Below are 23804 nucleotides of genomic sequence, written 5' to 3'. Positions count from 1 at the left end.
GCGGGTCGCCGTGCCTGGGCGGGTCCGTCGTGGCTCGTCGCGCCCACGCGGCGGAGCCGCCCGTTCAACACAGCCCCGGACCCCTCAGGGCGTTCGGCTCACCCTCTCCGGCTCGGTCGCCGCGGGAGCGTCACCGTCCTCCCGCGCCAGTTTGTGCGGCCACCACACCTTCGGGCCCACGTCCAGGAACAGGGACGTCACCAGGACCGACCGGACGATGAACGTGTCCAGGAGGACGCCCAGCGCCACCGCGAAGCCGATCTCGGCGAAGGCGACCATGGGCAGCGTGCCGAGGGCCGCGAAAGTGCCGGCCAGGACCAGGCCCGCGGAGGTGATGACCGCGCCCGTCGCGGCGAGGCCGGTCACCACGCCGGGACGCGTGCCCTGGCGGGCCGCCTCCTCGCGGATGCGGGTGGTCAGGAAGATGTTGTAGTCGATGCCCAGGGCCACCAGGAAGACGAAGACGAAGAGCGGGAAGTCCGTCGTCTCTCCCGCGTAGTCGAACAGGTACCGGAACGCGAGCGCGCTGATGCCCAGGGCCGCCGCGAACGACAGGATCACCGTCCCGATCAGCAGCAGCGGGGCGATCAGGGCGCGCAGCAGGGCGCAAAGGATCAGCAGGACCACGGCCAGCACCAGCGGGATGATCAGGATGTTGTCGTGCGTGGTCGCCTTGTCCATGTCGAGCAGGGAGGCCGTGCCGCCGCCGACCTGGGCATCGGCGTCGGGTACCGCGTGGACCGCGTCCCGGACGCGTTCGACGGTCTGCTTCGCCGCTTCGCTGTCGGCCGGGTCGGTCATGGTCGCCTCGAAGAGGACCTTGCCGTCGAAGGACGGTTTCGTGCCCGGGGGCAGGCCCAGGGAGGCGGGGACGACTCCGTCCGTGGCGGCCACCGCCTCCCGGACCCGTGGTGCCTGCGCCTGGTCGCTGATGACGATCAGGGGGTCGCCGGCGCCCGCCGGGAAGTAGCGGGCGGAGACCTCCTGGCCGACGATCGAGTCCGGTTCACCGGTGAACGCGTCCGCGTTGCTGATGCCCTCGGCGCGCAGCTGGATCAGGCCCAGCGAGCAGACGGCGAGGATCAGCGCGGTGGCGCCCCAGACCATGCGCGGACGACGGGCGATACGGCGGCCCATGCGGGCCCACAGTCCCCGCTCGATGCGGTCGGGGTCGCCGAAGCGCGGGATCGCGGGCCAGAAGATCCAGCGGCCGCAGATCACCAGCAGGGCGGGGAAGAGCGTCATCATCGCCAGCAGGGCGACCGCGACGCCGATCGCCGCGACCGGGCCGAGGCCGCTCGTCGAGTTCATCTCCGCCGCCAGCAGCACCAGCATGCTCAGCACGACGGTCGCGCCGGAGGCGAGCACGGCCGGGCCCGCCCGGTGCAGGGCCAGCGCCATCGCCTCGTGCCGGTCCTCGTGGCGGTGCAACTCCTCGCGGTAGCGGGCGACGAGGAGCAGGGCGTAGTCCGTCCCCGCCCCGAAGACGAGGACGGTGAGGATGCCCGCGCTCTGGCCGTTGACCGTGAGGCCCGCGTGTTCGGCGAGGAAGTAGATGAGGGCCTGGGCGGTGAACAGGGCGGCGATGACCGAGAGCAGCGGGACCACCAGGAGGGTCGGGCTGCGGTAGGTGATCAACAGCATCACGACGACCACGCCCATCGCGGACAGCAGCAGCGTCGAGTCGATGCCCTCGAAGGCCTCGGAGAAGTCCGCGGAGGTCCCGCCCGGGCCGGTGATGTGCACGGCCAGTCCGTCGCCGCCCTCGCCGACGTCGTCCCGGATGCTGTCGACCGCGGGCGCGATCTCCTCCCAGCCCTTCTCGTCCATCGTGATCGGCACGAGGATCTGGGCCGCGCGCGGATCCGCCGGACGGTCCCAGACCGGGCCGCGGGTCTCCGCGCCGCGGATGCCGTGCTCGCGCAGCTCCTTCAGCTGCCGGGCGTCCTCGGCGATCAGCGCCCGGTCCTGGGCGGTCAGCCCGTCCGCGCGGGCGTAGACGACGATCGCCGGGATCTGCTCCGGTCTGAAGTCCTCGGAGATCTTCAGGACTTGGGTGGACTCCGCCGAGCCGGGCAGCCAGGAGGCGGCGTCGTTGTCCTGGGCGTCGGTGAGTTTCTGGGCGAACGGGGCCGTCAGGAACAGGGCCACCAGCCACAGGGCCAGGACGACCCACTTGGCGCGCCGCCCGCACACGAGGTGCCCGATGCCACGCTTGTCACTCATGCCGACCCCCGCAACCACGCCCCGTCAAGGTGCGGACAACCGCGCGACCAGCCATATACGGCCCGCACCGGACAAAAGACCGTACCCATCCGGTACCCGTGCGGCCAACCCCCCCCAGGGCATGGCAGGCTTGGGTCATGGCCGCGCAGATCAACCCCAGCATCCTGTCCGCAGACTTCGCCCGCCTCGCGGACGAGGCGAAGGCGGTGCAGGGAGCCGACTGGCTCCACGTCGACGTCATGGACAACCATTTCGTCCCGAACCTCACGCTCGGGGTGCCGGTCGTAGAGTCTCTGGCCCGTGCGACGGACACTCCGCTGGACTGTCATCTGATGATCGAGGCCCCCGATCGGTGGGCGCCCCAGTACGTCGAGGCGGGGGCCGGTTCCGTCACCTTCCACGTCGAGGCGGCCGCCGCCCCGGTCCGGCTCGCCCGGGAGATCCGGGCCAAGGGCGCCCGCGCGGCCATGGCGCTCAGGCCGGCGACGCCGATCGAACCGTACGAGGATCTGCTCCCCGAGCTCGACATGCTGCTGATCATGACGGTGGAGCCGGGCTTCGGGGGACAGGCGTTCCTCGACATCATGCTCCCCAAGATTCGCCGCACCCGCGAGTTGATCAGCAAGCACGGCCTCGACCTCTGGCTCCAGGTCGACGGCGGAGTCTCGGCCTCCACCATCGAGCAGTGCGCCGACGCCGGGGCCGATGTCTTCGTCGCGGGCTCCGCCGTCTACAACGCGTCCGACCCGGCCGAGGCGGTACGCGCACTACGCACCCAGGCGGACTCGGCCACCGCCAAGGCGTCCTGGGCGTGCGGCCACTGAGCCACGGGAACGTGAACGGCTTTCTGCAGGGCCTGATCAAGTCCGCCGGATCTGCAAGGATGAACGGCGAATCCAGAGTGTGAACAGCAGTGAGGAGATGGCCGTGTCGGGTATGTCGGCGGGCCGGTCAGCCATGCGGATGGGACCCGCTGAGCTGGTGCAGGCGGCGGCGATGGCCCGCCGCTTCTACCTCGAGGGCAAGTCCAAGATCCAGATCGCCGAGGAGTTCGGCGTCAGCCGCTTCAAGGTGGCCCGGGTTCTGGAGACGGCCCTCGAGCGGGATCTCGTACGCATCGAGATCCGGGTGCCGGCCGAGCTGGACGCCGAGCGCTCGGACGCGCTGCGCGCCCGGTACGGCCTCAGGCACGCCGTCGTGGTGGAGTCGCCGGCCGAGGCCGAGGACTCGCCCGACCCCGAGAACCTCGGGGAGACGGCCGCCGACCTGCTCGGCGAGCTGGTCAACGAGGGCGATGTGCTGGGCCTGGCCTGGGGCCGGTCCACCATCCACATGGCGGCGGCCCTCGACCGGCTGCCCCCGTGCACGGTGGTGCAGCTGACGGGGGTCTACGACGCCGGGACCGCCGAGCGCGGTTCGGTGGAGGCGGTACGCCGGGCCGCTCAGGTCTCGGGCGGCGACGCCCACCCGATCTACGCGCCCATGCTGCTGCCGGACGCGGCCACCGCGGCCGCGCTGCGCAACCAGACCGGGATCGCCCGGGCCTTCGAGTACTTCGACAAGGTCACGGTCGCCTGTGTCTCCATCGGGTCCTGGGAGCCGGGCATCTCCACGGTCCACGACATGCTCAGCGACGAGGAGCGCGCGCACTACGCCTCGCTCGGTGTCGCCGCCGAGATGTCCGCGCACCTCTTCGACGGCGAGGGGCGCCGGGTGGGCCGGGACCTCGGCGAGCGGTGCATCACCGTCAAGGCCGACCAGCTCCGCCGTGTCCCCGAGGTCGTCGCGATCGCGGGCGGGGCGCGCAAGGCGTCCGCGATCGACGCGGTGCTGCGGTCCGGGCTGGTCACCAGCCTGGTCACGGACACCCAGGCCGCGGACGTGCTGATGACGACGGGTTCGACGCCGAGGCCGGCGCTGAACAGGTCCGACCCGGACGGACCCTGACGGAAGGTCATGCGGGGGCGGCCGTGGCAGCGTGGGAAGCATGCTGTCGCGGTGTGTCTCCCGGGTGCTTCTGTGTGTACTGCTGCTGGCCGGCTGCTCGGCCACCGGCGACGACCGTCCCGCGTGGGTCGGCGACCTGGCCACCGTCCAGGAGGCCCGGCTGCCCGCCCAGGCCCGCGAGACGCTCCGGCTCATCGACGCGGGCGGCCCGTTCCCGTACCGCAAGGACGGCAGCGTCTTCGGCAACCTCGAGCGGCTGCTGCCCGCGCACCAGCGCGGTTACTACCACGAGTACACCGTCCCCACCCCCGGCTCGCGCGACCGCGGGGCCCGGCGCATCGTCACGGGGGAGGGCGGGGAGACCTACTACACCGACGATCACTACGACTCGTTCAGGGCGGTGCTGAGATGACACAGACCGTGATCGCGGTGGACCTCGCGGGGGTCTCGGACAAGTCGGGACTGATGGACCGCTGCGCGCGGGACCTGGGGCTGCCGGACTGGTTCGGCCGTAACTGGGACGCCCTGGCCGACGTCCTGTCCGACCCCGGCCTGTGGCCGCGGGGCGCCACCGAGCAGGAGCCGCTGGTCGTCGTACGGAACTGGCGGGCGTACGCCGAGGCGCGGCCGGAGGAGTGGGAGACCGCGTGCGAGGTGTTCGCCGGAGCGGTGGCGCTCACGGTCGCGCTCGCCCTTGGAGGATCGTCCCAAGGGCCCTCTGACCTGCCTGGATGATCTGCCGGGGCATGGCATTCCGGTCGACATGGGACAATGAAGTACGTGCTCTTCCCCCTGGCTGACCTGTCCGGGGGCCACCTCTGAACGACTGGGATGTGCAGCACGTGCGTTTCCTCAACGACATCCAGCCCCCGTACGACCTGACGTACGACGACGTCTTCATGGTCCCGAGCCGCAGCGCGGTCGGTTCGCGTCAGGGTGTGGACCTCAGCTCCCCGGACGGCACGGGCACCACGATCCCGCTGGTCGTCGCCAACATGACCGCCATCGCCGGGCGCCGGATGGCCGAGACGGTGGCCCGCCGCGGTGGCCTGGTGGTCATTCCGCAGGACATCCCGATCGAGGTCGTCACCGAGGTCGTGACCTGGGTCAAGAGCCGCCACCACGTCCTGGACACCCCGATCGTGCTGGCCCCGCACCAGACCGTCGCCGACGCCCTCGCGCTGCTGCCCAAGCGGGCGCACAACGCCGGTGTCGTCGTCGACGGGGACGGCCGGCCCGTCGGTGTCGTCACCGACGCGGATCTGACCGGCGTCGACCGCTTCACGCAGCTGGAGGTCGTGATGTCGCGCGACCTGCTGCTCCTGGACGCCGACATCGACCCGCGCGAGGCGTTCAACCGGCTCGACGCGGCCAACCGCCGCTACGCGCCCGCCGTCGGCCGCGACGGCACACTCGCCGGCATCCTCACCCGCAAGGGCGCCCTGCGCGCCACGCTGTACACGCCCGCCGTGGACGCGCACGGCAAGCTGCGGATCGCCGCCGCCGTCGGCATCAACGGCGACGTGGCCGGCAAGGCCAAGCAGCTGCTCGACGCGGGCGTGGACACGCTCGTCATCGACACGGCGCACGGCCACCAGGAGTCGATGATCAGCGCGATCAAGGTGGTCCGCGCGCTCGACCCGCAGGTGCCGATCGTGGCCGGCAACATCGTGGCCGCCGAGGGTGTGCGGGACCTCGTCGAGGCCGGCGCGGACATCATCAAGGTCGGCGTGGGCCCCGGTGCCATGTGCACCACCCGCATGATGACCGGTGTGGGCCGGCCGCAGTTCTCGGCGGTCCTGGAGTGCGCGGCCGAGGCGAAGAAGTACGGCAAGCACGTGTGGGCCGACGGCGGTGTCCGGCACCCGCGCGATGTCGCCATGGCGCTGGCCGCGGGCGCGTCCAACGTGATGATCGGCTCCTGGTTCGCGGGCACCTACGAGTCGCCGGGCGACCTCCAGCAGGACGCGAGCGGGCGCCTGTACAAGGAGTCCTTCGGCATGGCGTCCGCGCGTGCGGTGCGCAACCGCACCTCGGAGGAGTCGGCGTACGACCGGGCCCGCAAGGCGCTGTTCGAGGAGGGCATCTCCACCTCCCGGATGTTCCTCGACCCGGCCCGGCCGGGTGTCGAGGACCTGATCGACTCGATCATCGCGGGCGTCCGCTCCTCCTGCACCTACGCCGGTGCGGGCTCTCTGGAGGAGTTCGCGGAGAAGGCCGTCGTCGGCATCCAGAGCGCCGCCGGCTACGCCGAGGGCAAGGCGCTGCACGCCAGCTGGAGCTGAGGCACCGCCCGCGTCGCACACGGCCCCCGTCGAAGAACCGGGGGCCGTGCGCGCTGCCGCGCCACTGACCCTGTCGTCGGGATTCCGTCGTTCGCCCGGAGGGCCCGCCGACCGGCATCGGGACCGAGCCCGTCCCGGTCGTCGACCGGCCGGGATCGGCCGTGAAACCTGCCCTGACCAGGCCCGGCGCAACACTCCGAAAGCCCTTGTGCAACGAACACCCGTCCCCTCGCCACGAACGCAACGAACTTGCGGACACGCGCAAGGTTGCTGCATTACGACCGCGATGCCCTGGCTCGTAGGGTCATGCGCTGTACGTAGCGTGGCGGGGACCCCGCTCGGTGGGTTCCTGCCTCGCGCAGGTGCGCCGCCGGCCCCCGCCGCCCTCAGGCAGTGACGAAGGAGTCAGCGCGTGCTCGACCAAGGCGCACCCCCGCAACAGCGCACCGGGACCGGATCGGCGTCCCCCGGGCTCGGCGCCCGTCTGATGCGGCGCAAGCCCGTGGAACGCCTGGTGGCCGAGGGTGGCCAGGGCGAGGGCGGCAGTCTGCGCCGGTCCCTCGGACTCTGGCAGCTGACCATGATCAGCATCGGTGCCACGCTCGGCACCGGCATCTTCGTGGTGCTCGGGGAGGCCGTGCCCAAGGCCGGACCGGCGGTCACCCTGTCCTTCGTGATCGCGGGTCTGACGGCGCTGTTCTCGGCCCTGTCCTACGCCGAGCTGGCCGGCACGATCCCGGTCTCGGGGTCCTCGTACTCGTATGCGTACGCAACGATGGGTGAGCTGGTCGCCTGGGTCTGCGGCTGGTGTCTGATCCTGGAGTACGGCGTCTCGGTCGCCGCCGTCGCCGTCGGCTGGGGCGAGTACCTCAACGAACTGCTCGACGGGACCCTCGGCGTCACCATCCCGGACGCCCTGTCCGCACCGCCCGGCGACGGCGGGGTCTTCAACCTCCCGGCGCTGATCGTCGTCCTGCTCGCCATGGCCTTCCTGCTGGGCGGTGCCCGGGAGTCCGCGCGGGCCAACACCGTCATGGTCATCGTGAAGATCGCCGCGCTGGTGCTGTTCTGCGCCATCGGCGTCCAGGGCTTCCGCTCCGGCAACTACGACCACTTCATGCCGCTCGGCATGGCGGGCGTGAGCGCGGCCGGCGCCACGCTGTTCTTCTCCTACATCGGCTTCGACGCCGCCTCCACCGCCGGTGAGGAGGCGAAGAACGCCCAGCGCGACCTGCCGCGCGCGATCATGCTGTCGCTGGTCATCGTGACGGCGCTGTACGTCCTCGTCGCGGCCGTCGCGGTCGGTGCCAAGCCCTGGCAGCGGTTCGGGGACTCCGAGGCCGCGCTCGCCCAGATCATGCGCGACGTGACCGGACAGGCCTTCTGGGGCACCCTGCTGGCGTTCTGCGCGGTCATCGCCATCGCGAGCGTGGTCCTGACCGTGCTCTACGGCCAGACCCGGATCCTCTTCGCGATGTCCCGGGACGGGCTCGTGCCCAAGGCGTTCTCGCGGGTGCACCAGAAGACCGGCACGCCCCGCGTCAACACGGTCATCGTCTCCCTGTTCTGCGGGGTCCTGGCCGCCGCGATCCCGCTGGGGCAGCTCGCGGACGCCACCAGCATCGGCACCCTCTTCGCCTTCGGTCTGGTCAACATCGCGGTCGTGGTGCTGCGCCGGACCCGGCCCGACATGCCCCGCACCTTCCGGGTGCCGCTGTCGCCGGTGCTGCCCGCGCTGGGGCTCGGCTTCTGCGTCTGGATGATGGGCAGCCTGTCCGCCGTCACCTGGGTGGTCTTCGGGGTCTGGATGGCGGCCGGGCTCGTGTTCTACTTCGTGTACGGCCATCGCCGTTCCCGTCTGGCAACGCCTGAGACGCTCCCGTCCCGCGACAACTGAGACGCTCCCGTCTCGCCACACCTGAGAGCTGATCCACCCACCGTGCTCAACGATCTCGACGAACGCATCGTCCACGCCCTCGCCGAGGACGCCCGCCGCTCCTACGCGGACATCGGGCAGATCGTCGGCCTCTCCGCGCCCGCCGTGAAGCGGCGCGTGGACCGGCTGCGCGCCACCGGGGCCATCACCGGCTTCACGGTCCGGGTCGACCCGTCGGCCCTCGGCTGGGAGACCGAGGGGTTCGTCGAGATCTACTGCCGGCACAACACCTCGCCGGACACCATCCGGCGGGGCCTGGAGCGCTACCAGGAGGTCGTGGCCGCGTCCACCGTCACCGGGGACGCGGACGCGGTCGTGCAGGTCTTCGCCTCCGACATGCGGCACTTCGAGCGGGTCCTGGAACGGATCGCGGGCGAGCCCTTCGTGGAGCGCACCAAGTCGGTGCTGGTGCTGTCCCCGCTGCTGCGGCGGTTCTCGTCCGGCTCGCCTACCTGAGCCGCTCGGCCCGTTCGCGGATCGCCGCCAGCAGCCGCCCGGTGGCGACGGCATGCGCACCGGTGCGCATGAGGAGCAGCCGGTAGAGGGCGCCCCCGGGCCCGGGGAACCTGGCCCGGGTCTCGGCCCGCAGCCGGGTGCCGCCCGCGGCGGCCTCCTCCCAGCGGAAGATCAGGGCGTACGTCGAGAAGTGGTGGCGTCCGACCAGCACCAGCTCCCCTCCGGGCGCCGCGCGGACCACCCGGAAGCCGGGGAACGTCGACCCCTCGGCCGGCGGCCGGGGTCCGGACGACGTGCGGTCGGCGCAGCCCAGCAGGCGGCCCAGCCCGGAGCCGAGGGAACGGTCCAGGACCTCCCCGACGGCGCGCCGCACGGCCTCCGCCGGCGCCGCGGCCACCGTGGCGTGCTCGTCGATGTGGGGGAGCGCGGCGATCTCCATCTGACCTCCTAGGCCGGCCGTCCTGCGGTCGGCGCGTCGTCGTCCAGCGGGTCGTGCACGGTGGAGTCCACCGGGTCCGAACAGTAGTGGTCGCCCGTGCGCCCGCCGCGACCGGCTCCCTGACGTGCCCGTCGAGGGCCAGGACCCACCCCGTGCCGTCGTCAGGGCAGGGTGCACCGGGTGATCGCCGCCGTCAGGAATTCGCTGGGCAGCGGGCCGCGAGGTGTCTACCATCGATGCCATGACCTGGCGACATTGATCCACCAGCCGTGCCTCCCGAGGACCGCCTCGGACGCCGTACCGACGACGTCCGCACCGTCCTTCCGGGAAGGCCTCATGACACTCTCACCCGCACGCGTGCCCACGACCGGCGTCCGCCGGCTGACGGCCACGCTGTACGGCTACACGTTCCTCGACGACTTCGTCCTGCTCTACCCGGTGTACGCGCTGCTGTTCGCGGACACCGGCATGTCGCTCTGGCAGATCTCCTCCCTGTTCGCCCTGTGGTCGATCACCGCCGTCGTGCTGGAGGTCCCCTCCGGCGCCCTCGCCGACGCGGTCTCCCGACGGCTGCTGCTGTGGGTCGGCCCGCTGTTCAACGCGGTCGGGTTCGCCCTCTGGGTGCTCGTCCCGTCGTACGGGGCCTTCGCGCTCGGTTTCGTCCTGTGGGGCGTCGGCGGCGCGCTGTGCTCCGGCTCGCTGGAGGCGCTGGCCTACGACGAACTGGACCGGCTCGGGGCCGCCGACCGGTACGCGCGCGTGATGGGGCGTGTGCGGGCGGCGCGGCTGCTGGCCACCATGGCGGCGATCGGGCTCGCCGGGCCGGTGTTCGCGCTCGGCGGCTACGCGGCCGTGGGCGCGGGCAGTGTGCTGGCCTGTCTGCTGGCCGCCGTGCTGGCGACCCGCCTCCCGGAACACCGGACGCGGCCGGAGGGCGGGGGCGACGGCTGGGCGGCCACCCTGCGGGCCGGCCTCGCCGAGGCGCGCCGAGACCGTTCCGTACGGGGGGCCCTGCTGCTGATCCCGGCCGTCGCCGCGGTGTGGGGCGCGCTCGACGAGTACACCCCGCTCCTGATCCGCGACACCGGGGTGGCAAAGGCCTCGGTGCCCGCCCTGATCCTGCTCGTGTGGACGCTCGTCACGGTCGCGAGCCTGCTGACCGGACCGGCCGAACGCCTGGGCACGACCGGTACGGCCTGGCTGCTCGCGGCCTCCGCGGGGGCCCTGGCGGTCGGCGCCGCGGTCCGGACACCGGCCGGGATCGTGCTCGTCGGCCTCGCCTTCGGCGGGTTCCAGCTGGCCGAGGTGCTCGCCGACGTCCGCCTCCAGCACCGTATCGACGACGCCCGCCGCGCCACCCTCACCTCCCTGGCGAGCCTGGGCACCGAGCTGGTCACGGTCGCCACGTTCGGCGCGTACGCCCTGCTCGGCACGGTCGCGGCGCACAGCACCGTGTTCGTGGTGCTCGCGGTGCCCTATCTGCTGACGGCGCTGGTGCTGGCGTCGGCTAGAGGTCGGGCTGCCACGGCACGACCGTGAAGTCGCCCGTGCCCTGTTTGACCTTCTCGAACGGGGCCGAACTCACGCACTTCGGCAGGTCCTTGGGGCCCAGGCCCTCGGTCGCCGCCCAGCTGTAGCCGAGCCGGTCGCGGTGGCCGGTGTCGTGCACGGTGACGCCGACCCGGGTGCCCTTGGCGCCCGGCAGGTCGGTGTCGGTGACGACGCCGGACACCACGGCCACCTTGCCGCCGGTGAGCAGACAGTCCACGGTCGCCTTCGCCCAGGCGCCACGACCGTTGACGTGGTGGCTCCACGCGAAGGTGCCGGTCGCCTTCATCGGGTCGGTGTTGTCACCGGCCGCGAGGTGCGCGTCGAAGGAGAAGGTGATGTCGTCACCGGCGGAGCGGTACAGCTTGGCGGTGCCGGTGAGGACGGCGGCCTCCCGGGGTCTCACCTCGGACGCGGCACGCGGGGCGGTGCGCTCCGCCCGCCCGTCCGCGGCGGTCGCGGAGGCGGCGGCCCCCGTGCAGAGAAGCAGCGCGGCACCGAGCACAGTGATCCTGGTACGACGGTTCATGACCGTCCTCTCCGTGGGATGCGGGACGCTCACCACTGTCCTGGGGCCGCGCCCCCCGGGCATCGCGCCACGGTCGGCACTCCGGGTGCGCCCCGGGTCGCGCCCGCCCCTGCCGTGTACGCCCGCAGGGGGACGCGCGGGTACGCAACGAATCGCCGCAGCGCCCGGCACCGACGCAACAAACCGCTCACCAGCGCGCAACGGCTCCTTCTTGTCCGCCCTGGTCAGCCGCCCGTACCGTCTACATGGCCCCCACATCCACCCTTTCGCCCCGGTGAGGACACGCATGCGTACCGCCCTGCTCCAGAGCTCCGGCCGCCCCGGCTCGGTCGACGGGAACCTCAAGGTCCTCGACGAGGCCGCGGGCCGGGCCGCCGCCGCGGGTGCCGGGCTGCTGGCCGCGCCGGAGATGTTCCTGACGGGGTACGCGATCGGCGACGACATCGCCCGCCTCGCCGAGCCCGCCGACGGCGACAGCGCGGACGCGGTCGCGGAGATCGCCGCGCGGCACGGCATCGCCCTGGCGTACGGCTACCCGGAGCGCTCCGGCGACGCGGTCTTCAACTCGGCGCAGCTGATCTCGGCCACGGGCGACCGCCTCGCCAACTACCGCAAGACGCACCTCTTCGGCTGCTTCGAGCGCGACCACTTCACACCGGGCGAGCAGCCGGTCGTGCAGACGGAACTCGACGGCGTCCGCGTCGGCCTCATGATCTGCTACGACGTCGAGTTCCCGGAGAACGTCCGCGCCCACGCCCTCGCGGGCACCGACCTGCTGGTCGTCCCGACCGCGCAGATGCACCCCTTCCAGTTCGTCGCCGAGTCGATGATCCCGGTGCGCGCCTTCGAGAACCAGATGTACGTGGCGTACGTCAACCGGGTCGGCAGGGAAGGGGAGTTCGAGTTCGTCGGCCTCTCCACCCTCGCCGGCCCCGACGGGGTGGCCCGCACCCGCGCCGGACGCGGTGAGGAGCTGGTGTTCGCGGACGCCGACCCCGCCTTCGTCGCCGCCTCCCGCGAGGCGAACCCGTATCTGACGGACCGCCGCCCCGGTCTCTACGGGTCCCTGGTCTGAAGCCCCCTTTCCCTGTTGTCGCAAGGAGTCCGTACCCCATGACGTCCACGGTGCCCAACGCCGTCCAGCACGCCGACGAGCAGCAGCCGCCGATCACCATGTTCGGCCCGGACTTCCCGTACGCGTACGACGACTTCCTCGCCCACCCCGCGGGTCTCGGCCAGATACCGGCGACCGAGCACGGCAGCGAGGTCGCTGTGATCGGCGGCGGCCTGTCCGGCGTCGTGGCCGCGTACGAGCTGATGAAGATGGGCCTGAAGCCGGTCGTCTACGAGGCCGACCAGATCGGCGGCCGGCTGCGGACCGTGGGCTTCGACGGCCCGGGCACCGAGGGACTGAGCGCCGAGATGGGCGCGATGCGCTTCCCGCCCTCCTCCACCGCCCTCCAGCACTACATCGACCTGGTCGGACTCGAGACCCGCCCCTTCCCCAACCCCCTCGCGGAGGCGACCCCTTCGACGGTCGTCGACCTCAAGGGCGAGTCGCACTACGCCGAGACGATCGAGGACCTGCCGCAGGTCTACCGTGACGTCGCCGCCGCCTGGAACAAGTGCCTGGAGGAGGGCGCCGACTTCTCCGACATGAACCAGGCCATGCGCGAGCGGGACGTGCCGCGCATCCGCGAGATCTGGGCGAAGCTCGTCGAGAAGCTCGACAACCAGACCTTCTACGGCTTCCTCTGCGACTCCGAGGCCTTCCGGTCCTTCCGGCACCGCGAGATCTTCGGCCAGGTCGGCTTCGGCACCGGTGGCTGGGACACCGACTTCCCCAACTCCATCCTGGAGATCCTGCGGGTCGTCTACACCGAGGCCGACGACCACCACCGCGGCATCGTCGGCGGCTCCCAGCAGCTGCCGCTCCGGCTGTGGGAGCGCGCGCCGGAGAAGATCGTCCACTGGCCCCACGGCACCTCGCTGGCCGAGCTGCACGTGAACGGCGAGCCCCGCCCCGCCGTGACCCGGCTGCACCGCACGGCCGGCAACCGGATCACGGTCACCGACGCGAACGGCGACATCCGCACCTACCGGGCGGCGATCTTCACCGCCCAGTCCTGGATGCTGCTGTCGAAGATCGCCTGCGACGACTCGCTCTTCCCGATCGACCACTGGACGGCGATCGAGCGCACGCACTACATGGAGTCCAGCAAGCTCTTCGTGCCCGTGGACCGGCCGTTCTGGCTGGACAAGGACGAGGAGACCGGGCGGGACGTCATGTCGATGACCCTCACCGACCGTATGACGCGCGGGACTTACCTCCTCGATGACGGCCCTGACAAGCCGGCCGTCATCTGCCTGTCGTACACCTGGTGCGACGACAGCCTGAAGTGGCTGCCGCTGTCCGCGAACGAGCGGATGGAGGTCATGCTGAAGTCGCTGGGGGAGATCTACCCGAAGGTCGACGTCCGCAGCCACATCATCGGCAACCCGGTCACCGTCTCCTGGGAGAACGAGCCCTACTTCATGGGCGCGTTCAAGGCCAACCTGCCGGGCCACTACCGCTACCAGCGGCGCCTGTTCACCCACTTCATGCAGGACCGGCTGCCCGAGGACAAGCGGGGCATCTTCCTCGCCGGCGACGACATCTCCTGGACGGCCGGCTGGGCCGAGGGGGCGATCCAGACCGCCCTCAACGCGGTGTGGGGCGTCATGCACCACTTCGGCGGGGCGACGGACGCGACGAACCCGGGTCCTGGTGACGTCTACGACGAGATCGCGCCGGTCGAACTCCCGGAGGACTAGCCGCTGTGCGGCCTACTTGCTCTCGACCCTGCCGAGCGGGTCGGGAGCGGCTGCCAGCGCCTCGCACGCCGTTCGCCACGCGGGGTCCCCGGGGTGGAGCGTGCTGCGGAGGTAGGCGGTGGTGAGCCGCTGGACGAGGGCGACCCGGTCGGGGTTCTCGTCGGTGGTCTCGGCGACGTCGTACCCGGAGACCCCGCCGAGGCCGTGCTCGGCGTCGAAGAGGGTGAGCAGCGACTTGGGGCCGGGGGAGAGGTCGTAGGGGTCCCGGAACCACTCCGGGCCCCGGACGGTCAGATGCGTGGCGGCGTCCTTGTCGCCGATGACCACCAGGGCCGGTGCGCGCATCCCGGAGAAGTCCGGACCGGCCATGAACGCGTAGTTCTCGGCCACGAAGTCGGTGACGGAGTCACCGCCCCCGCCCGGCGCCGCGAGCAGCACACCCGCCGTGATCCGGGGCTCGGTCAGGTCCACCACCGTGCCGTCGAGCGGGTCGGTGACCCGGGTGCCCAGCAGCATGCTCGCGGTGTGCCCGCCCATGGAGTGCCCGGCCACCGCGACCTTCTCGCGGTCCACCCGCCCGCGCAGCTGGGGCACGGCCTCCTCGACGAGGTCGAGTCCGTCGAGGACGCGGGACATGTCCTCGGCGCGGGACCGCCAGAACAGGGGCGCCCCCGGGGTGTCGGGGTCCAGGCGCAGCGACCGCGAGCTCAGGTGGGTCGGCTGGATCACCACGAAGCCCTGTGCCGCCCAGTGGTGGGCGAGGGGCGCGTAGCCGTTCAGGGAGGAGAGGTGGTTCGAGTGGCCCTGGCCGTGCGACAGGAGGAGGACCGGCAGGTCGCCTCCGGTGACGGGCGCGGAGACCCGGACCTGGAGGTCCACGGCGCGGCCCGGGGCGGGCAGCACGATCGGGCTGACGGAGAGGACGGGTGCGTTCACGATGACTGATCTCCTTCGGCTTCAGCCGGAGCTGAAAGCGGAACACTGTTCCGTTTAATATACGGAACACTGTTCCGTTTGGTCAACGGCTAAGGTCGTCCCTGGCTGACGGCCATGCCCGGCCGAGGCCACGCCTGACGTCAACGCCGTCGGAAGGACAGCACGGTGCCCACTGGAGACCAGCCCGGGGCGGCGTCGCCCCGGAGCAAGCGGGCCGATGCGCAGCGCAACCAGCAGACGCTGCTCGCCGCCGCGGCGGACGTCTTCGTCACCTCCGGCGTCGACGCGCCGATCCGGGAGATCGCGGCCAGGGCGGGGGTCGGGCTCGGGACGATCTACCGGCACTTCCCCACCCGGGCCGATCTCGTCGTCGCCGTCTACCGCCACCAGGTCGAGGCCTGCGCCGAGGCCGGTCCGCGGCTGCTCGCCGAGGCCGACTCGCCCTCGGAGGCGCTCGGCCGATGGGCCGACCTGTTCGTCGACTTCCTGGTCACCAAGCACGGCCTCGCCAACGCCCTGCAGTCGGACAGCGGCGGCTTCGACGCCCTGCACGCCTACTTCCTGGACCGCCTGGTGCCCGTCTGCACCCGACTGCTGGACGCGGCCGCGGAGGCCGGCGAGATCGACTCCGACATCGAGGCCTACGAACTGATGCGCGGCATCGGCAACCTGTGCATCGGACGGGGCGGCGACCGCCCCTACGACCCGCGCCGCCTGGTCGCCCTGCTCCTGCGGGGACTGCGGGTCCCGCCGTCGCCCTGAACCGCCCGGCCCGGGCGCCACGCCGACCGGGCCCGGTTCCGCGACGGAGCCGGGTCAGTCCGGCAGCGGCGTCAGCAGCATCCGTCCCGCGAAGCCGACCGCGGTGTCCAGCCGCTGCGTGAACTCCTCGGCCACGTCGGGCAGTCCGCGCAGCGCCCACAGGGCCCGGGCGGCCGTCCAGGTGGCCTCCCGGGCGCGCTCCAGGCTCCACGCGCCGAGCAGATGGGTGAGCGGGTCGGCGATCTGGAGGAGGTCGGGGCCCGGCATCAGTTCTTCGCGGATGCGCTCCTCCAGCGACACGAGGAGATCGCCCACGCGGTCGAACTCGTCCTCCACGTCCACGGGTTCGCAGCCGAGCGTACGGCAGGTGTCCACCACCGCCAGCGCGAGATCGTGCCCGATGTGCGCGTTGATGCCCGCGAGAGCGAACTGCAGCGGACGTACGCCGGGATGGCGGCGGTACTGGAACAGGGGCCGCCAGCACGCGGGCGGGCGGTGCTCGACCGCCGCCACCTCGACGGCCCGCAAGTACCGCTCGGCGAACCGTACGTCCAGCGTGATCGCCGCCCGCGCGTCCGTGAACCGGCCGGCGTCGATGCCCCGGTCGACCGCCTCGGTGACGGCGAGGTAGACGCGGTTGAACACCGCGATCCCGTCCCGTGGCGGAAGCGCCTCGTCCAGGGCGCGCATCCGGGAGACGACGGTGTCCACCGGAGTGACGAACTGTTCCAACTGCGACATGCAGGCAGGGTCCCAGGCCTAGGGTGGCCGGAGCACCGGCGGGCCCGACGCTTCCCCAGAACGGGGGAACGCGCCCGCCGAAGGGGGAGGGGTTCACTGGTGGCGGGCTCACGTGCGCACCGCCTGGCCGAACGCAAGGCCGAGCGCAGGCGTGCCGCACGCCGCAGCGGCATGGTCGCCGCGGCCTCCGTCGTGGTCGCCGTGGCCACCGCGACCGGGATGGTCTCGGCGTTCGACGACCGGCGAGGCTCCGACGAGGCACGCCCGGAGGTGACGGGGTCCCCGACCCTGGAGCTCCAGCCGCCCCCGCCGACGCCGTCCCCCTCGGCCACCGGGCCGGCCTCCGCGTCCGCCTCGCCGAAGAAGAAGAGGACCGCGAGCCCCTCGCCCCCACCGACGAGGACCGAGAAGAAGCAGCGGACCGCCGCGGCCCCCACCCGGCTCTACCGCCACCCCGCCTCCCAGGTCCTCGACTGGGTCCGCGCCCACCCCGGCGACCCGCGCCAGGACGTCATCGCGTCCCGCATCGCCGACCAGCCGGCGGCCGTCTGGTTCGCCGACCACACCCCGTCGACCATCACGGCACGCGTGCGCGCGGTCACCTCCGGGGGCGCGGCGCAGGGCCGGGTGCCGGTGGTCGTGGCGTACGCGATCCCGGACCGCGACTGCGGCGGGGCCTCCCAGGGCGGGGCGCCGGACCTCGACGCCTACGACGCCTGGATCGACCGGTTCGCCGCGGGGCTCGGCTCCGGCGAGGTCGTGGTGATCCTGGAACCCGACGCGATCGCCCAGTCCGAGTGCCTGTCCACCGCTCAACGCGCCGACCGGTTCGCCTCGTTGGCCCGCGCGGGGCGTGTCCTGAAGGAGGCCGACCCCAGGGCCCGGGTCTACTTCGACGCCGGCCACTCCGGCTGGCACCCCGCGACCAGACAGGCGGAACTGCTCCGGCAGGCGGGCGCCGCCGACGCGGCCTCCTCCGACGGCGTCTTCAGCAACGTCTCCAACTTCCACCGCACCGCCGACGAGATCGTTTACGACCGACAGGTCCTCGCCGCCCTGCGGGGCCCGGCGGGCCTCGGCGCGGTCATCGACACCAGCCGCAACGGCGCCGGCGCCCCCGCCGACGGCGAGTGGTGCGACCCGGCCGGCCGCAAGATCGGCCGGGCCCCGACCCTGGACACCGGCGAGCCACGCATCGACGGCTACCTGTGGGTGAAGCTGCCGGGGGAGTCGGACGGCTGCAAGGGCGCGCCGGGCACGTTCACCCCCTCCTACGCCTACGACTTGGCGTCGTCGTAGTCGTCGGAGTCGTAGGCCGAGGTGCCCTCGTCCAGCAGCGGCCTCTGCGTCCTGAGGTGGGCCGGGGCGAAGGCCCGCAGCGCGTGGTAGCCGGTGATGACGACCAGCGTGCCCAGCGCGATGCCGCTCAGCGAGAAGGTGTCCGTGAACTTCATCGTCACGTCGCCGACGCCGATGATGATGCCCGCCGCGGCCGGCACCAGGTTGAGCGGATTGCGCAGGTCCACCTTGGCGTTGATCCAGATCTGCGCGCCGAGCAGGCCGATCATGCCGTAGAGGATGACGGTGATGCCGCCGAGGACTCCGCCGGGGATCGCGGCGACGACCGCGCCGAACTTGGGGCACAGGCCGAACAGGAGCGCGAAGCCGGCGGCGGCCCAGTAGGCGGCCGTCGAGTAGACGCGGGTCGCGGCCATCACGCCGATGTTCTCGGAGTACGTGGTGTTGGGCGGCCCGCCGAGCGCGGTGGACAGCATCGAGCCGACGCCGTCGGCCGAGATCGCGGTGCCGAGCCGGTCGTCCAGCGAGTCCCCGGTCATCTCGCCGACCGCCTTCACATGCCCGGCGTTCTCGGCGACCAGGGCGATGACGACGGGCAGCGCGACCAGGATGGCCGACCACTCGAAGGACGGGCCGTGGAAGCTCGGCAGCCCGATCCAGTCGGCCCGGCCGACTGCGGAGAGGTCCAGGCGCCAGTGGTCGGTGAGCCTGCCGCTCGCGTCGACGGAGTGGATGCGGCCGAAGATCCGGTCGAAGGCCCAGGAGACGCCGTAGCCGAGGACCAGCCCGAGGAAGATAGCGATCCGGGACCAGAAGCCACGCAGACAGACGACCGCCAGACCGGTGAACACCATCACCAGCAGGGCCGTCCACTGGTCCTGCGGCCAGTACGTGGAGGCGGTCACCGGCGCCAGGTTGAAGCCGATCAGCATGACCACCGCGCCGGTGACGATCGGCGGCATCGCCGCGTGGATGATCCGCGCCCCGAACCTCTGCACGGCGACACCGACCAGGAACAGCGCGACGCCGACGGCGAAGACCGCCCCGGTCACCGTGGCGCTCGTACCGCCCTGCGCGCGGATGACGGCGGCCACGCCCACGAAGGACAGCGAGCAGCCGAGGTAGCTCGGCACCCGGCCGCGGGTGGCGAGCAGGAAGATCACGGTCGCGACGCCGGACATCATGATCGCGAGGTTGGGGTCCAGGCCCATCAGGACCGGCGCCACGAAGGACGCCCCGAACATCGCCACCACATGCTGCGCGCCGAGGCCGACCGTGCGCGGCCAGGACAGCCGCTCGTCGGGGCGGACCACCGCTCCGGGCGCCGGGACGCGTCCGTCGCCGTGCAGTTTCCAGCCGACGCCAAGATCCATGGTGCGGTTTCGCTTTCGTCGTACGTGCGGATGTCCGGACCATTGTCAGGGAGATCCGCCCAGGTCACCGCCCCGGGTCGGGGATCCGGCCGAGCGCCCGCCCAAGGTGGGGGTGTCTCTGCCGTACCCCCCTGGAGCACCACCCGTGACCGTCGAAGCGCCCCCGTCCACCGCCCTGCACCACGGCCGGCTGATCCCCGTCACCGTCCACTTCGACGACCTGGACGCCCTCGGACTGCTGCACAACGCCCGCTACCCGCTCAAGGTCGAGCAGGCCTGGACCGAGCTGTGGCAGGAGCACGGCATCCACTTCGACGGCGACTGGGTCGCGGCCGGTGACGCCTGCAACGCGGTCAAGGAACTCCGGATCAGCTACGAGGCCCCGGTCACCCGGGCCGGCGCCTACGCCGTCCACCTGTGGCTGGAGCGGCTCGGCACCACCGGCCTGACGTACGGCTTCCGGTTCTGCTCGCGGGACGGCTCCGTGACCTACGCGCGGGGCACCCGTGTCCTGGTCCGGCTGGACCCCGGGACGATGCGTCCGGCGCCGTGGAGCGAACGGTTCAGGGCCGCCGGTCGGGCACTGCTGCGGCCGGACGGCTGACCTTCGGGCGGTCGCGGTCACCGGCACGCAGCACACCGGCGAAGGCCACCAGCCCGCTCGCCAGCACGGTCACCAGCACGAACGACACCAGCAGGCTGGTCGCCTGGGCGATGGTGCCGATCGCGCTCGGGGCGATGAGCCCCGAGGTGTACGTGATCGTCGCGACGCCCGCGATGGCCAGGCTGGGATTGGCGCCGCTGCGGCCCGCGGCGGCGAAGCACAGCGGGACCACCACCGCGATGCCGAGCCCCATGAGCGCGAAGCCGGACATCGCCATCGCGGGGTTCCTCGCCACGACGATGAGCACCCCGCCGAGCACCGCCAGCACCCCGCCGGCCCGCACCGTGCGCACCGAGCCGAAGCGGTCCACGATCCGGTCGCCGGCGATCCGCGCGATCGCCATGGTGAGGGTGAAGCCGGTCGTGCACGCCGCCGCGAGTCCCGCCGAGGCCTCCAGCTGGTCCCGCAGATACACCGCCGACCAGTCCAGGCTCGCGCCCTCCGCGAAGACCGCGCAGAACCCGACGGCACCGATGAGCAGCGCGGACCTCGGCGGCAGCGCGAACCGCGGCGGGGGCTCCTCGTCCTCGGTGGGCTGGAGGTCCAGCACCCAGCGACAGGCCAGCAGACCGAGGAAGGTCAGCACGCCCGCCGCCAGCGCGTGGTGCACCCGGGCGTCCGAGCCCAGGTGGGCGGCGAGCGTGCCGGCCGCCGAGCCGACCAGGGCGCCCGCGCTCCACAGGCCGTGCAGGCCGGACATGATCGACCGGCCGAGCCGGTTCTCGACCTCGACGCCGAGCGCGTTCATCGCCACGTCGGCCATGCCGGCCGTCGCGCCGTAGACGAACAGGGCCAGGCACAGGGTCGCCAGATTCGGGGCGAGGGCCGGCAGGACCAGGGAGAGCGTCCACAGGGCGATCAGCCCGCGCAGCGCGTTGCGTGCGCCGAAGCGGTGGCTGACACTGCCGGCCAGCGGCATCGCCAGGGAGGCGCCGAGGGCGGGGAAGGCGAGGGCGAGGCCCAGCTGCCCGGCGCTGACCGAGGCATGGTCCTGGATCCAGGGGACGCGTGTCGCGAACGACCCGGTGACGGCGCCGTGCACGGCGAAGACGGCCGCGACGGCGTACCGGGCGCGCCTCACCTGCCCTTGGTCGTACTGCACTGCACTCATGCTCCCGCCCCTTCGCGGTCTCCGGGCCATCGGCGACGTAAACTATCAGGGTCCCTGCCTGATAGATAGTCGCTACGAGGCCGCCCTCGGGGTCCGGCCGATCTGGAAGGATCCCGGCATGCCCGCATCCCCCAGCACCGCCCGGGTCATCAACGACCGGCTCGCCCTGCGCCTGCTCCAGCAGGAGGGCCCGCTGACGGCGGGACAACTGAAGCAGCTGACCGGACTGTCCCGGCCCACCGTCGCCGACCTGGTCGAACGCCTCATCGCCGCCGACCTGATCGAGGTGGTCGGGGAGTCCGGCGAGCAGCGCCGCGGACCGAACGCGAAGCTGTACGGCATCGTGGCGGACCTCGCCCACCTGGCCGCGCTCGACGTCCGCACCGAGGGCGTCCGGGTCGTCGTCTCCGACCTGCTGGGGCGCCCGCTGGCCGAGGCGTCCGTGCCGATCGGCGACGACACCGGGACCGGACCGGCCGTGGAGCAGGCGGTGGCGCTGGTCGAGCGGACCGCGAAGGAGGCCGGCGTGGACCGCCTTCACACGGTCGGCATCGGAGCCCCCGGCCTCATCGACCCGGCCACCGGTGAACTCCGCGACTCGACCGGCCTGCCCGCCTGGCACCGCCGCCTGGTCGCCGTCCTCCAGGAACGCCTCCCGAAGGCCCGCGTCCACGTCGAGAACGAGACCAACCTCGCGGCACTGGCGGAGCAGCGCGACGGCGCGGCGCATGACCGGGACACCTTCGTGCTGCTGTGGCTCGGACATGGCACCGGGGCGGCGGTCGTCCTGGACGGCGTGCTGCGGCGAGGCGCCTCCGGGGGGACCGGGGAGATCGGCTTCCTGCCGGTGCCCGGCACCTCGGGACTGCCCTCGGCGACCGGCTGCGACGGAGGCTTCCACTCGCTGGCCGGCTCGGCGGCGATCGCGGAACTGGCCCGGCAACACGGGGTGCGGGGCGCCGCGTCCGGGGCCGAGCCGGTGGCCGCGGCGCTGGTGGGCAACGCGGTGGCCGAAGGGGTCTACGGCTTCCTGGACGCCCTCGCCGACCGGCTCGCCGTGGGCGTCTCCTCCGTCGTGGCCGTCCTGGACCCCGGCTGCGTGGTCCTCGGCGGCGAGGTCGGCCGGGCGGGCGGCGCGGACCTCGCCGACCGGGTGGCGCTCCGGGTCCGCCGGATGTCCCCGCTCCCGACCGAGGTCCGCCCGAGCGTCCTCGGCGGCGACGCGGTCCTGCGCGGCGCCCTCCTGACGGCCCGCGACCACGCCCAGGACGAACTCTTCACCCCGGCCGATCGCTGATCGCGGATGCGGTCCGGGGGCACGGCCCCGGCCGCCGCCCCGCCCCTCTCAGCCCGCGAAGCGCCGGGCCAGATACTCCTCGAACGTCCCCTTGCCCACCGCCCGCTCCGGGGTCAGGTGGCCGCCCTCGCGGAAGGCGCGGTACGCCTTGCCCCACAGCGGCAGGTTCACCACGCCGCGTCGGCGGCCGGTCGCCTTGAGGTACGCGCGGGCGAGCGAGTCGAAGGTGCGCACCTCGGGGCCGCCCAGGTCCGCCACGCGTCCCGCGGGCGGCGAGGCCGCCAGCTCGGCCAGCCGGTCGGCGACCTCGGCCACCTCGATGGGCTGGTCGCAGACCCCGGCGGGCAGCGGCACCACCGGCGACTTGGACAGCCCCTGGAGCATCATGACGAGCAGGTCGTGGAACTGGGTCGCCCGCAGCACGGTCCACCCCAGCCCGGACGCCTCGATCTGCTTCTCCACGGCGAGCTTGGCGCGGTAGTAGGGGAACGGCACCCGGTCGACGCCGACGATCGAGATGTAGACCAGGTGTCCCACCCCGGCCCGCCGTGCCGCCGCGATCAGGTGCGCGGCCGCCTTCTCGTCCCCGCCGGTCTGGCTGGAGGCGCAGTGCACGATCGTGTCCACGCCCTCGACGGCCGCGTCCAGCGCGCCGCCGCCCTCGCGCAGGTCGACGGCGTACGGCTGGGCGTGCCGGCTGAGCACCCGCACCTCGTGCCCGTCCGCCCGCAGCCGCTCGGCGACGAGCCGGCCGAGTGTTCCGGTACCGCCGGTCACCAGGATCGTGGCCATGCTGTTCAGCTCCTTCGGACTCCGGACGCTCCCCGGTGGAGCGTCCCTCTCCAGGTGAGACGGAACAGCCCCCGTGAAATGTGACAGTCCCCCGGAGGGAGCCGAGCCGGCCGCGCCCGGACCCCAGTCTGTCCGGGTCTAGTGCCGCCCGCACGTCGCCGATCGCACGTGCCGGACGCGCCCCGCCGCCATGAACGCGGTTGAGAGGCCCGGCGGCGGGCAAGGGCCGTCGTCACCGCCGCCGGGCCGGTCCAGGGAGATCCAAAAAGGACTAGACCAAAGACTCCATCAGGTCGGGCGGGTTGAGAAGCCCAGTGACCACACCTGTGAGCCACCCCACATCACTCACCCGTATGGACGCCGATCGGGCGTGGCACACTGGCTCTGTATCAGCAGCAGCGCACTCCGGGGTCGGTGAAAGTCCGAACCGGCGGTTACAGTCCGCGACCCGACCGCTTCCAGCGGCCGGTTGACCAGGTGAAATTCCTGGACCGACGGTTAAAGTCCGGATGGGAGGCAGTGCGCGGCGGGCGAGCATTCGTGCGCGTCGTCGTATTCACCCGTCCTCGCGGACGGGTTCGTCCGGCGTCGCCCCCGTGCTCCTGCTCGTGAACTCTGTCGTCATCGACAGCCCCGGAGTCCGTGCCCC

At 72.4% G+C, this 23804-nt stretch carries 22 protein-coding genes and 1 riboswitch; of the genes, 14 read left to right on the top strand and 8 right to left on the bottom strand.

What is annotated here, in order from left to right; translation table 11 throughout:
* Positions 1–84: 84 nt before the first annotated feature.
* Positions 85–2226 (bottom strand): MMPL family transporter, encoded by a 2142-nt coding sequence (locus ACH41F_RS39340; RefSeq protein WP_391240905.1) that lies wholly within the window; start codon positions 2224–2226, stop codon positions 85–87.
* A gap of 137 nt (positions 2227–2363) precedes the next feature.
* Here ACH41F_RS39340 and rpe point away from each other — a divergent pair, with 137 nt between their 5' ends.
* The 7 genes from rpe to ACH41F_RS39305 all read left to right on the top strand — a co-directional run bounded on the left by rpe (position 2364) and on the right by ACH41F_RS39305 (position 8850).
* Entirely contained in the window at positions 2364–3050 is a 687-nt protein-coding gene (gene rpe / locus ACH41F_RS39335; RefSeq protein ID WP_391240908.1) for a ribulose-phosphate 3-epimerase, read from the top strand.
* A 79-nt stretch (positions 3051–3129) separates the two neighbouring features.
* Positions 3130–4173, top strand: coding sequence for a sugar-binding domain-containing protein (locus tag ACH41F_RS39330; RefSeq protein ID WP_391240911.1), 1044 nt, complete (start codon positions 3130–3132; stop codon positions 4171–4173).
* Positions 4174–4213: 40 nt separating this feature from the next.
* Positions 4214–4585, top strand: a complete 372-nt coding sequence (locus ACH41F_RS39325) for a ribonuclease domain-containing protein (RefSeq protein ID WP_391240913.1) — start codon at positions 4214–4216, stop codon at positions 4583–4585.
* Positions 4582–4908 (top strand): barstar family protein, encoded by a 327-nt coding sequence (locus ACH41F_RS39320; protein ID WP_391240916.1) that lies wholly within the window; start codon positions 4582–4584, stop codon positions 4906–4908. Before ACH41F_RS39325 ends, ACH41F_RS39320 begins: the two co-directional genes overlap by 4 nt.
* Before the next feature lie 107 nt (positions 4909–5015).
* Complete coding sequence (locus tag ACH41F_RS39315) at positions 5016–6458, top strand: GuaB1 family IMP dehydrogenase-related protein (protein WP_391241105.1); 1443 nt, start codon at positions 5016–5018, stop codon at positions 6456–6458.
* 412 nt (positions 6459–6870) lie between these two features.
* Positions 6871–8355, top strand: coding sequence for an amino acid transporter (locus tag ACH41F_RS39310; RefSeq protein WP_391240919.1), 1485 nt, complete (start codon positions 6871–6873; stop codon positions 8353–8355).
* A gap of 42 nt (positions 8356–8397) precedes the next feature.
* Complete coding sequence (locus tag ACH41F_RS39305) at positions 8398–8850, top strand: Lrp/AsnC family transcriptional regulator (RefSeq protein ID WP_359427279.1); 453 nt, start codon at positions 8398–8400, stop codon at positions 8848–8850.
* Here the strand turns inward: ACH41F_RS39305 and ACH41F_RS39300 are convergent.
* Positions 8843–9289, bottom strand: a complete 447-nt coding sequence (locus tag ACH41F_RS39300) for a hypothetical protein (protein WP_398839656.1) — start codon at positions 9287–9289, stop codon at positions 8843–8845. The two genes, ACH41F_RS39305 and ACH41F_RS39300, sit on opposite strands and share 8 nt — an antisense overlap.
* A 336-nt stretch (positions 9290–9625) precedes the next feature.
* On the opposite strand from ACH41F_RS39300, the gene ACH41F_RS39295 reads away from it, so the two are divergent.
* A complete protein-coding gene (locus tag ACH41F_RS39295) occupies positions 9626–10828 on the top strand; it encodes an MFS transporter (RefSeq protein ID WP_398839655.1) in 1203 nt (400 codons plus the stop codon).
* On the opposite strand, the gene ACH41F_RS39290 is transcribed toward ACH41F_RS39295, so the two are convergent.
* Positions 10797–11366, bottom strand: coding sequence for a Repetin (locus ACH41F_RS39290; protein WP_398839654.1), 570 nt, complete (start codon positions 11364–11366; stop codon positions 10797–10799). The two genes, ACH41F_RS39295 and ACH41F_RS39290, sit on opposite strands and share 32 nt — an antisense overlap.
* Positions 11367–11652: 286 nt before the next feature.
* Here ACH41F_RS39290 and ACH41F_RS39285 point away from each other — a divergent pair, with 286 nt between their 5' ends.
* Positions 11653–12441, top strand: a complete 789-nt coding sequence (locus ACH41F_RS39285) for a nitrilase-related carbon-nitrogen hydrolase (protein WP_391240932.1) — start codon at positions 11653–11655, stop codon at positions 12439–12441.
* 38 nt (positions 12442–12479) lie between these two features.
* Positions 12480–14180 (top strand): flavin monoamine oxidase family protein, encoded by a 1701-nt coding sequence (locus ACH41F_RS39280; RefSeq protein WP_398839653.1) that lies wholly within the window; start codon positions 12480–12482, stop codon positions 14178–14180.
* Between the two features lie 12 nt (positions 14181–14192).
* Here ACH41F_RS39280 and ACH41F_RS39275 read toward each other — a convergent pair whose 3' ends face one another.
* Positions 14193–15119: an alpha/beta hydrolase family protein gene (locus tag ACH41F_RS39275; RefSeq protein ID WP_398839668.1), complete on the bottom strand. Its 927-nt coding sequence runs from the start codon at positions 15117–15119 to the stop codon at positions 14193–14195.
* Between the two features lie 162 nt (positions 15120–15281).
* On the opposite strand from ACH41F_RS39275, the gene ACH41F_RS39270 reads away from it, so the two are divergent.
* Positions 15282–15878 carry a TetR/AcrR family transcriptional regulator gene (locus tag ACH41F_RS39270; RefSeq protein WP_398839652.1) on the top strand — a complete coding sequence of 199 codons (597 nt, stop codon included), beginning with the start codon at positions 15282–15284 and terminating at the stop codon, positions 15876–15878.
* A 54-nt stretch (positions 15879–15932) separates the two neighbouring features.
* Here ACH41F_RS39270 and ACH41F_RS39265 read toward each other — a convergent pair whose 3' ends face one another.
* Positions 15933–16619 carry a DUF5995 family protein gene (locus tag ACH41F_RS39265; RefSeq protein ID WP_391240941.1) on the bottom strand — a complete coding sequence of 229 codons (687 nt, stop codon included), beginning with the start codon at positions 16617–16619 and terminating at the stop codon, positions 15933–15935.
* Positions 16620–16790: 171 nt separating this feature from the next.
* On the opposite strand from ACH41F_RS39265, the gene ACH41F_RS39260 reads away from it, so the two are divergent.
* Entirely contained in the window at positions 16791–17918 is a 1128-nt protein-coding gene (locus tag ACH41F_RS39260; protein WP_398839667.1) for a glycoside hydrolase family 6 protein, read from the top strand.
* Here ACH41F_RS39260 and ACH41F_RS39255 read toward each other — a convergent pair.
* Positions 17897–19291 carry a uracil-xanthine permease family protein gene (locus ACH41F_RS39255; RefSeq protein ID WP_398839651.1) on the bottom strand — a complete coding sequence of 465 codons (1395 nt, stop codon included), beginning with the start codon at positions 19289–19291 and terminating at the stop codon, positions 17897–17899. The two genes, ACH41F_RS39260 and ACH41F_RS39255, sit on opposite strands and share 22 nt — an antisense overlap.
* Before the next feature lie 145 nt (positions 19292–19436).
* Between ACH41F_RS39255 and ACH41F_RS39250 the strand changes: the two genes are divergently transcribed.
* Positions 19437–19895, top strand: a complete 459-nt coding sequence (locus ACH41F_RS39250; RefSeq protein WP_391240947.1) for a thioesterase family protein — start codon at positions 19437–19439, stop codon at positions 19893–19895.
* On the opposite strand, the gene ACH41F_RS39245 is transcribed toward ACH41F_RS39250, so the two are convergent.
* The gene (locus ACH41F_RS39245) at positions 19855–21066 is read right to left on the bottom strand and encodes an MFS transporter (protein WP_398839650.1); all 1212 of its coding nucleotides are present in this window, start codon (positions 21064–21066) and stop codon (positions 19855–19857) included. The genes ACH41F_RS39250 and ACH41F_RS39245 overlap by 41 nt on opposite strands.
* A 118-nt stretch (positions 21067–21184) precedes the next feature.
* Between ACH41F_RS39245 and ACH41F_RS39240 the strand changes: the two genes are divergently transcribed.
* Entirely contained in the window at positions 21185–22363 is a 1179-nt protein-coding gene (locus ACH41F_RS39240) for an ROK family protein (protein WP_391240953.1), read from the top strand.
* A gap of 48 nt (positions 22364–22411) precedes the next feature.
* Here ACH41F_RS39240 and ACH41F_RS39235 read toward each other — a convergent pair whose 3' ends face one another.
* Positions 22412–23155 (bottom strand): NAD(P)H-binding protein, encoded by a 744-nt coding sequence (locus ACH41F_RS39235; RefSeq protein ID WP_391240956.1) that lies wholly within the window; start codon positions 23153–23155, stop codon positions 22412–22414.
* Between the two features lie 396 nt (positions 23156–23551).
* Positions 23552–23682: riboswitch (FMN riboswitch) on the top strand.
* The last annotated feature ends 122 nt before the right edge of the window (positions 23683–23804 follow it).

Origin of the sequence: Streptomyces sp. NPDC020489, from assembly GCF_044386545.1 — a bacterium.
Classification (GTDB): Bacteria; Actinomycetota; Actinomycetes; order Streptomycetales; family Streptomycetaceae; genus Streptomyces.
This window is presented reverse-complemented; position numbering and strand designations above follow the sequence as displayed.

Coding starts and splice junctions, on each gene's coding strand:
- ACH41F_RS39340 (WP_391240905.1), bottom strand. CDS start 2,226: ATGAGTGACAAGCGTGGCATCGGGCACCTCGTGTGCGGGCGGCGCGCC.
- rpe (WP_391240908.1), top strand. CDS start 2,364: ATGGCCGCGCAGATCAACCCCAGCATCCTGTCCGCAGACTTCGCCCGC.
- ACH41F_RS39325 (WP_391240913.1), top strand. CDS start 4,214: ATGCTGTCGCGGTGTGTCTCCCGGGTGCTTCTGTGTGTACTGCTGCTG.
- ACH41F_RS39320 (WP_391240916.1), top strand. CDS start 4,582: ATGACACAGACCGTGATCGCGGTGGACCTCGCGGGGGTCTCGGACAAG.
- ACH41F_RS39300 (WP_398839656.1), bottom strand. CDS start 9,289: ATGGAGATCGCCGCGCTCCCCCACATCGACGAGCACGCCACGGTGGCC.
- ACH41F_RS39295 (WP_398839655.1), top strand. CDS start 9,626: ATGACACTCTCACCCGCACGCGTGCCCACGACCGGCGTCCGCCGGCTG.
- ACH41F_RS39290 (WP_398839654.1), bottom strand. CDS start 11,366: ATGAACCGTCGTACCAGGATCACTGTGCTCGGTGCCGCGCTGCTTCTC.
- ACH41F_RS39285 (WP_391240932.1), top strand. CDS start 11,653: ATGCGTACCGCCCTGCTCCAGAGCTCCGGCCGCCCCGGCTCGGTCGAC.
- ACH41F_RS39280 (WP_398839653.1), top strand. CDS start 12,480: ATGACGTCCACGGTGCCCAACGCCGTCCAGCACGCCGACGAGCAGCAG.
- ACH41F_RS39265 (WP_391240941.1), bottom strand. CDS start 16,619: ATGTCGCAGTTGGAACAGTTCGTCACTCCGGTGGACACCGTCGTCTCC.
- ACH41F_RS39260 (WP_398839667.1), top strand. CDS start 16,791: ATGGTCGCCGCGGCCTCCGTCGTGGTCGCCGTGGCCACCGCGACCGGG.
- ACH41F_RS39255 (WP_398839651.1), bottom strand. CDS start 19,291: ATGGATCTTGGCGTCGGCTGGAAACTGCACGGCGACGGACGCGTCCCG.
- ACH41F_RS39245 (WP_398839650.1), bottom strand. CDS start 21,066: ATGAGTGCAGTGCAGTACGACCAAGGGCAGGTGAGGCGCGCCCGGTAC.
- ACH41F_RS39240 (WP_391240953.1), top strand. CDS start 21,185: ATGCCCGCATCCCCCAGCACCGCCCGGGTCATCAACGACCGGCTCGCC.
- ACH41F_RS39235 (WP_391240956.1), bottom strand. CDS start 23,155: ATGGCCACGATCCTGGTGACCGGCGGTACCGGAACACTCGGCCGGCTC.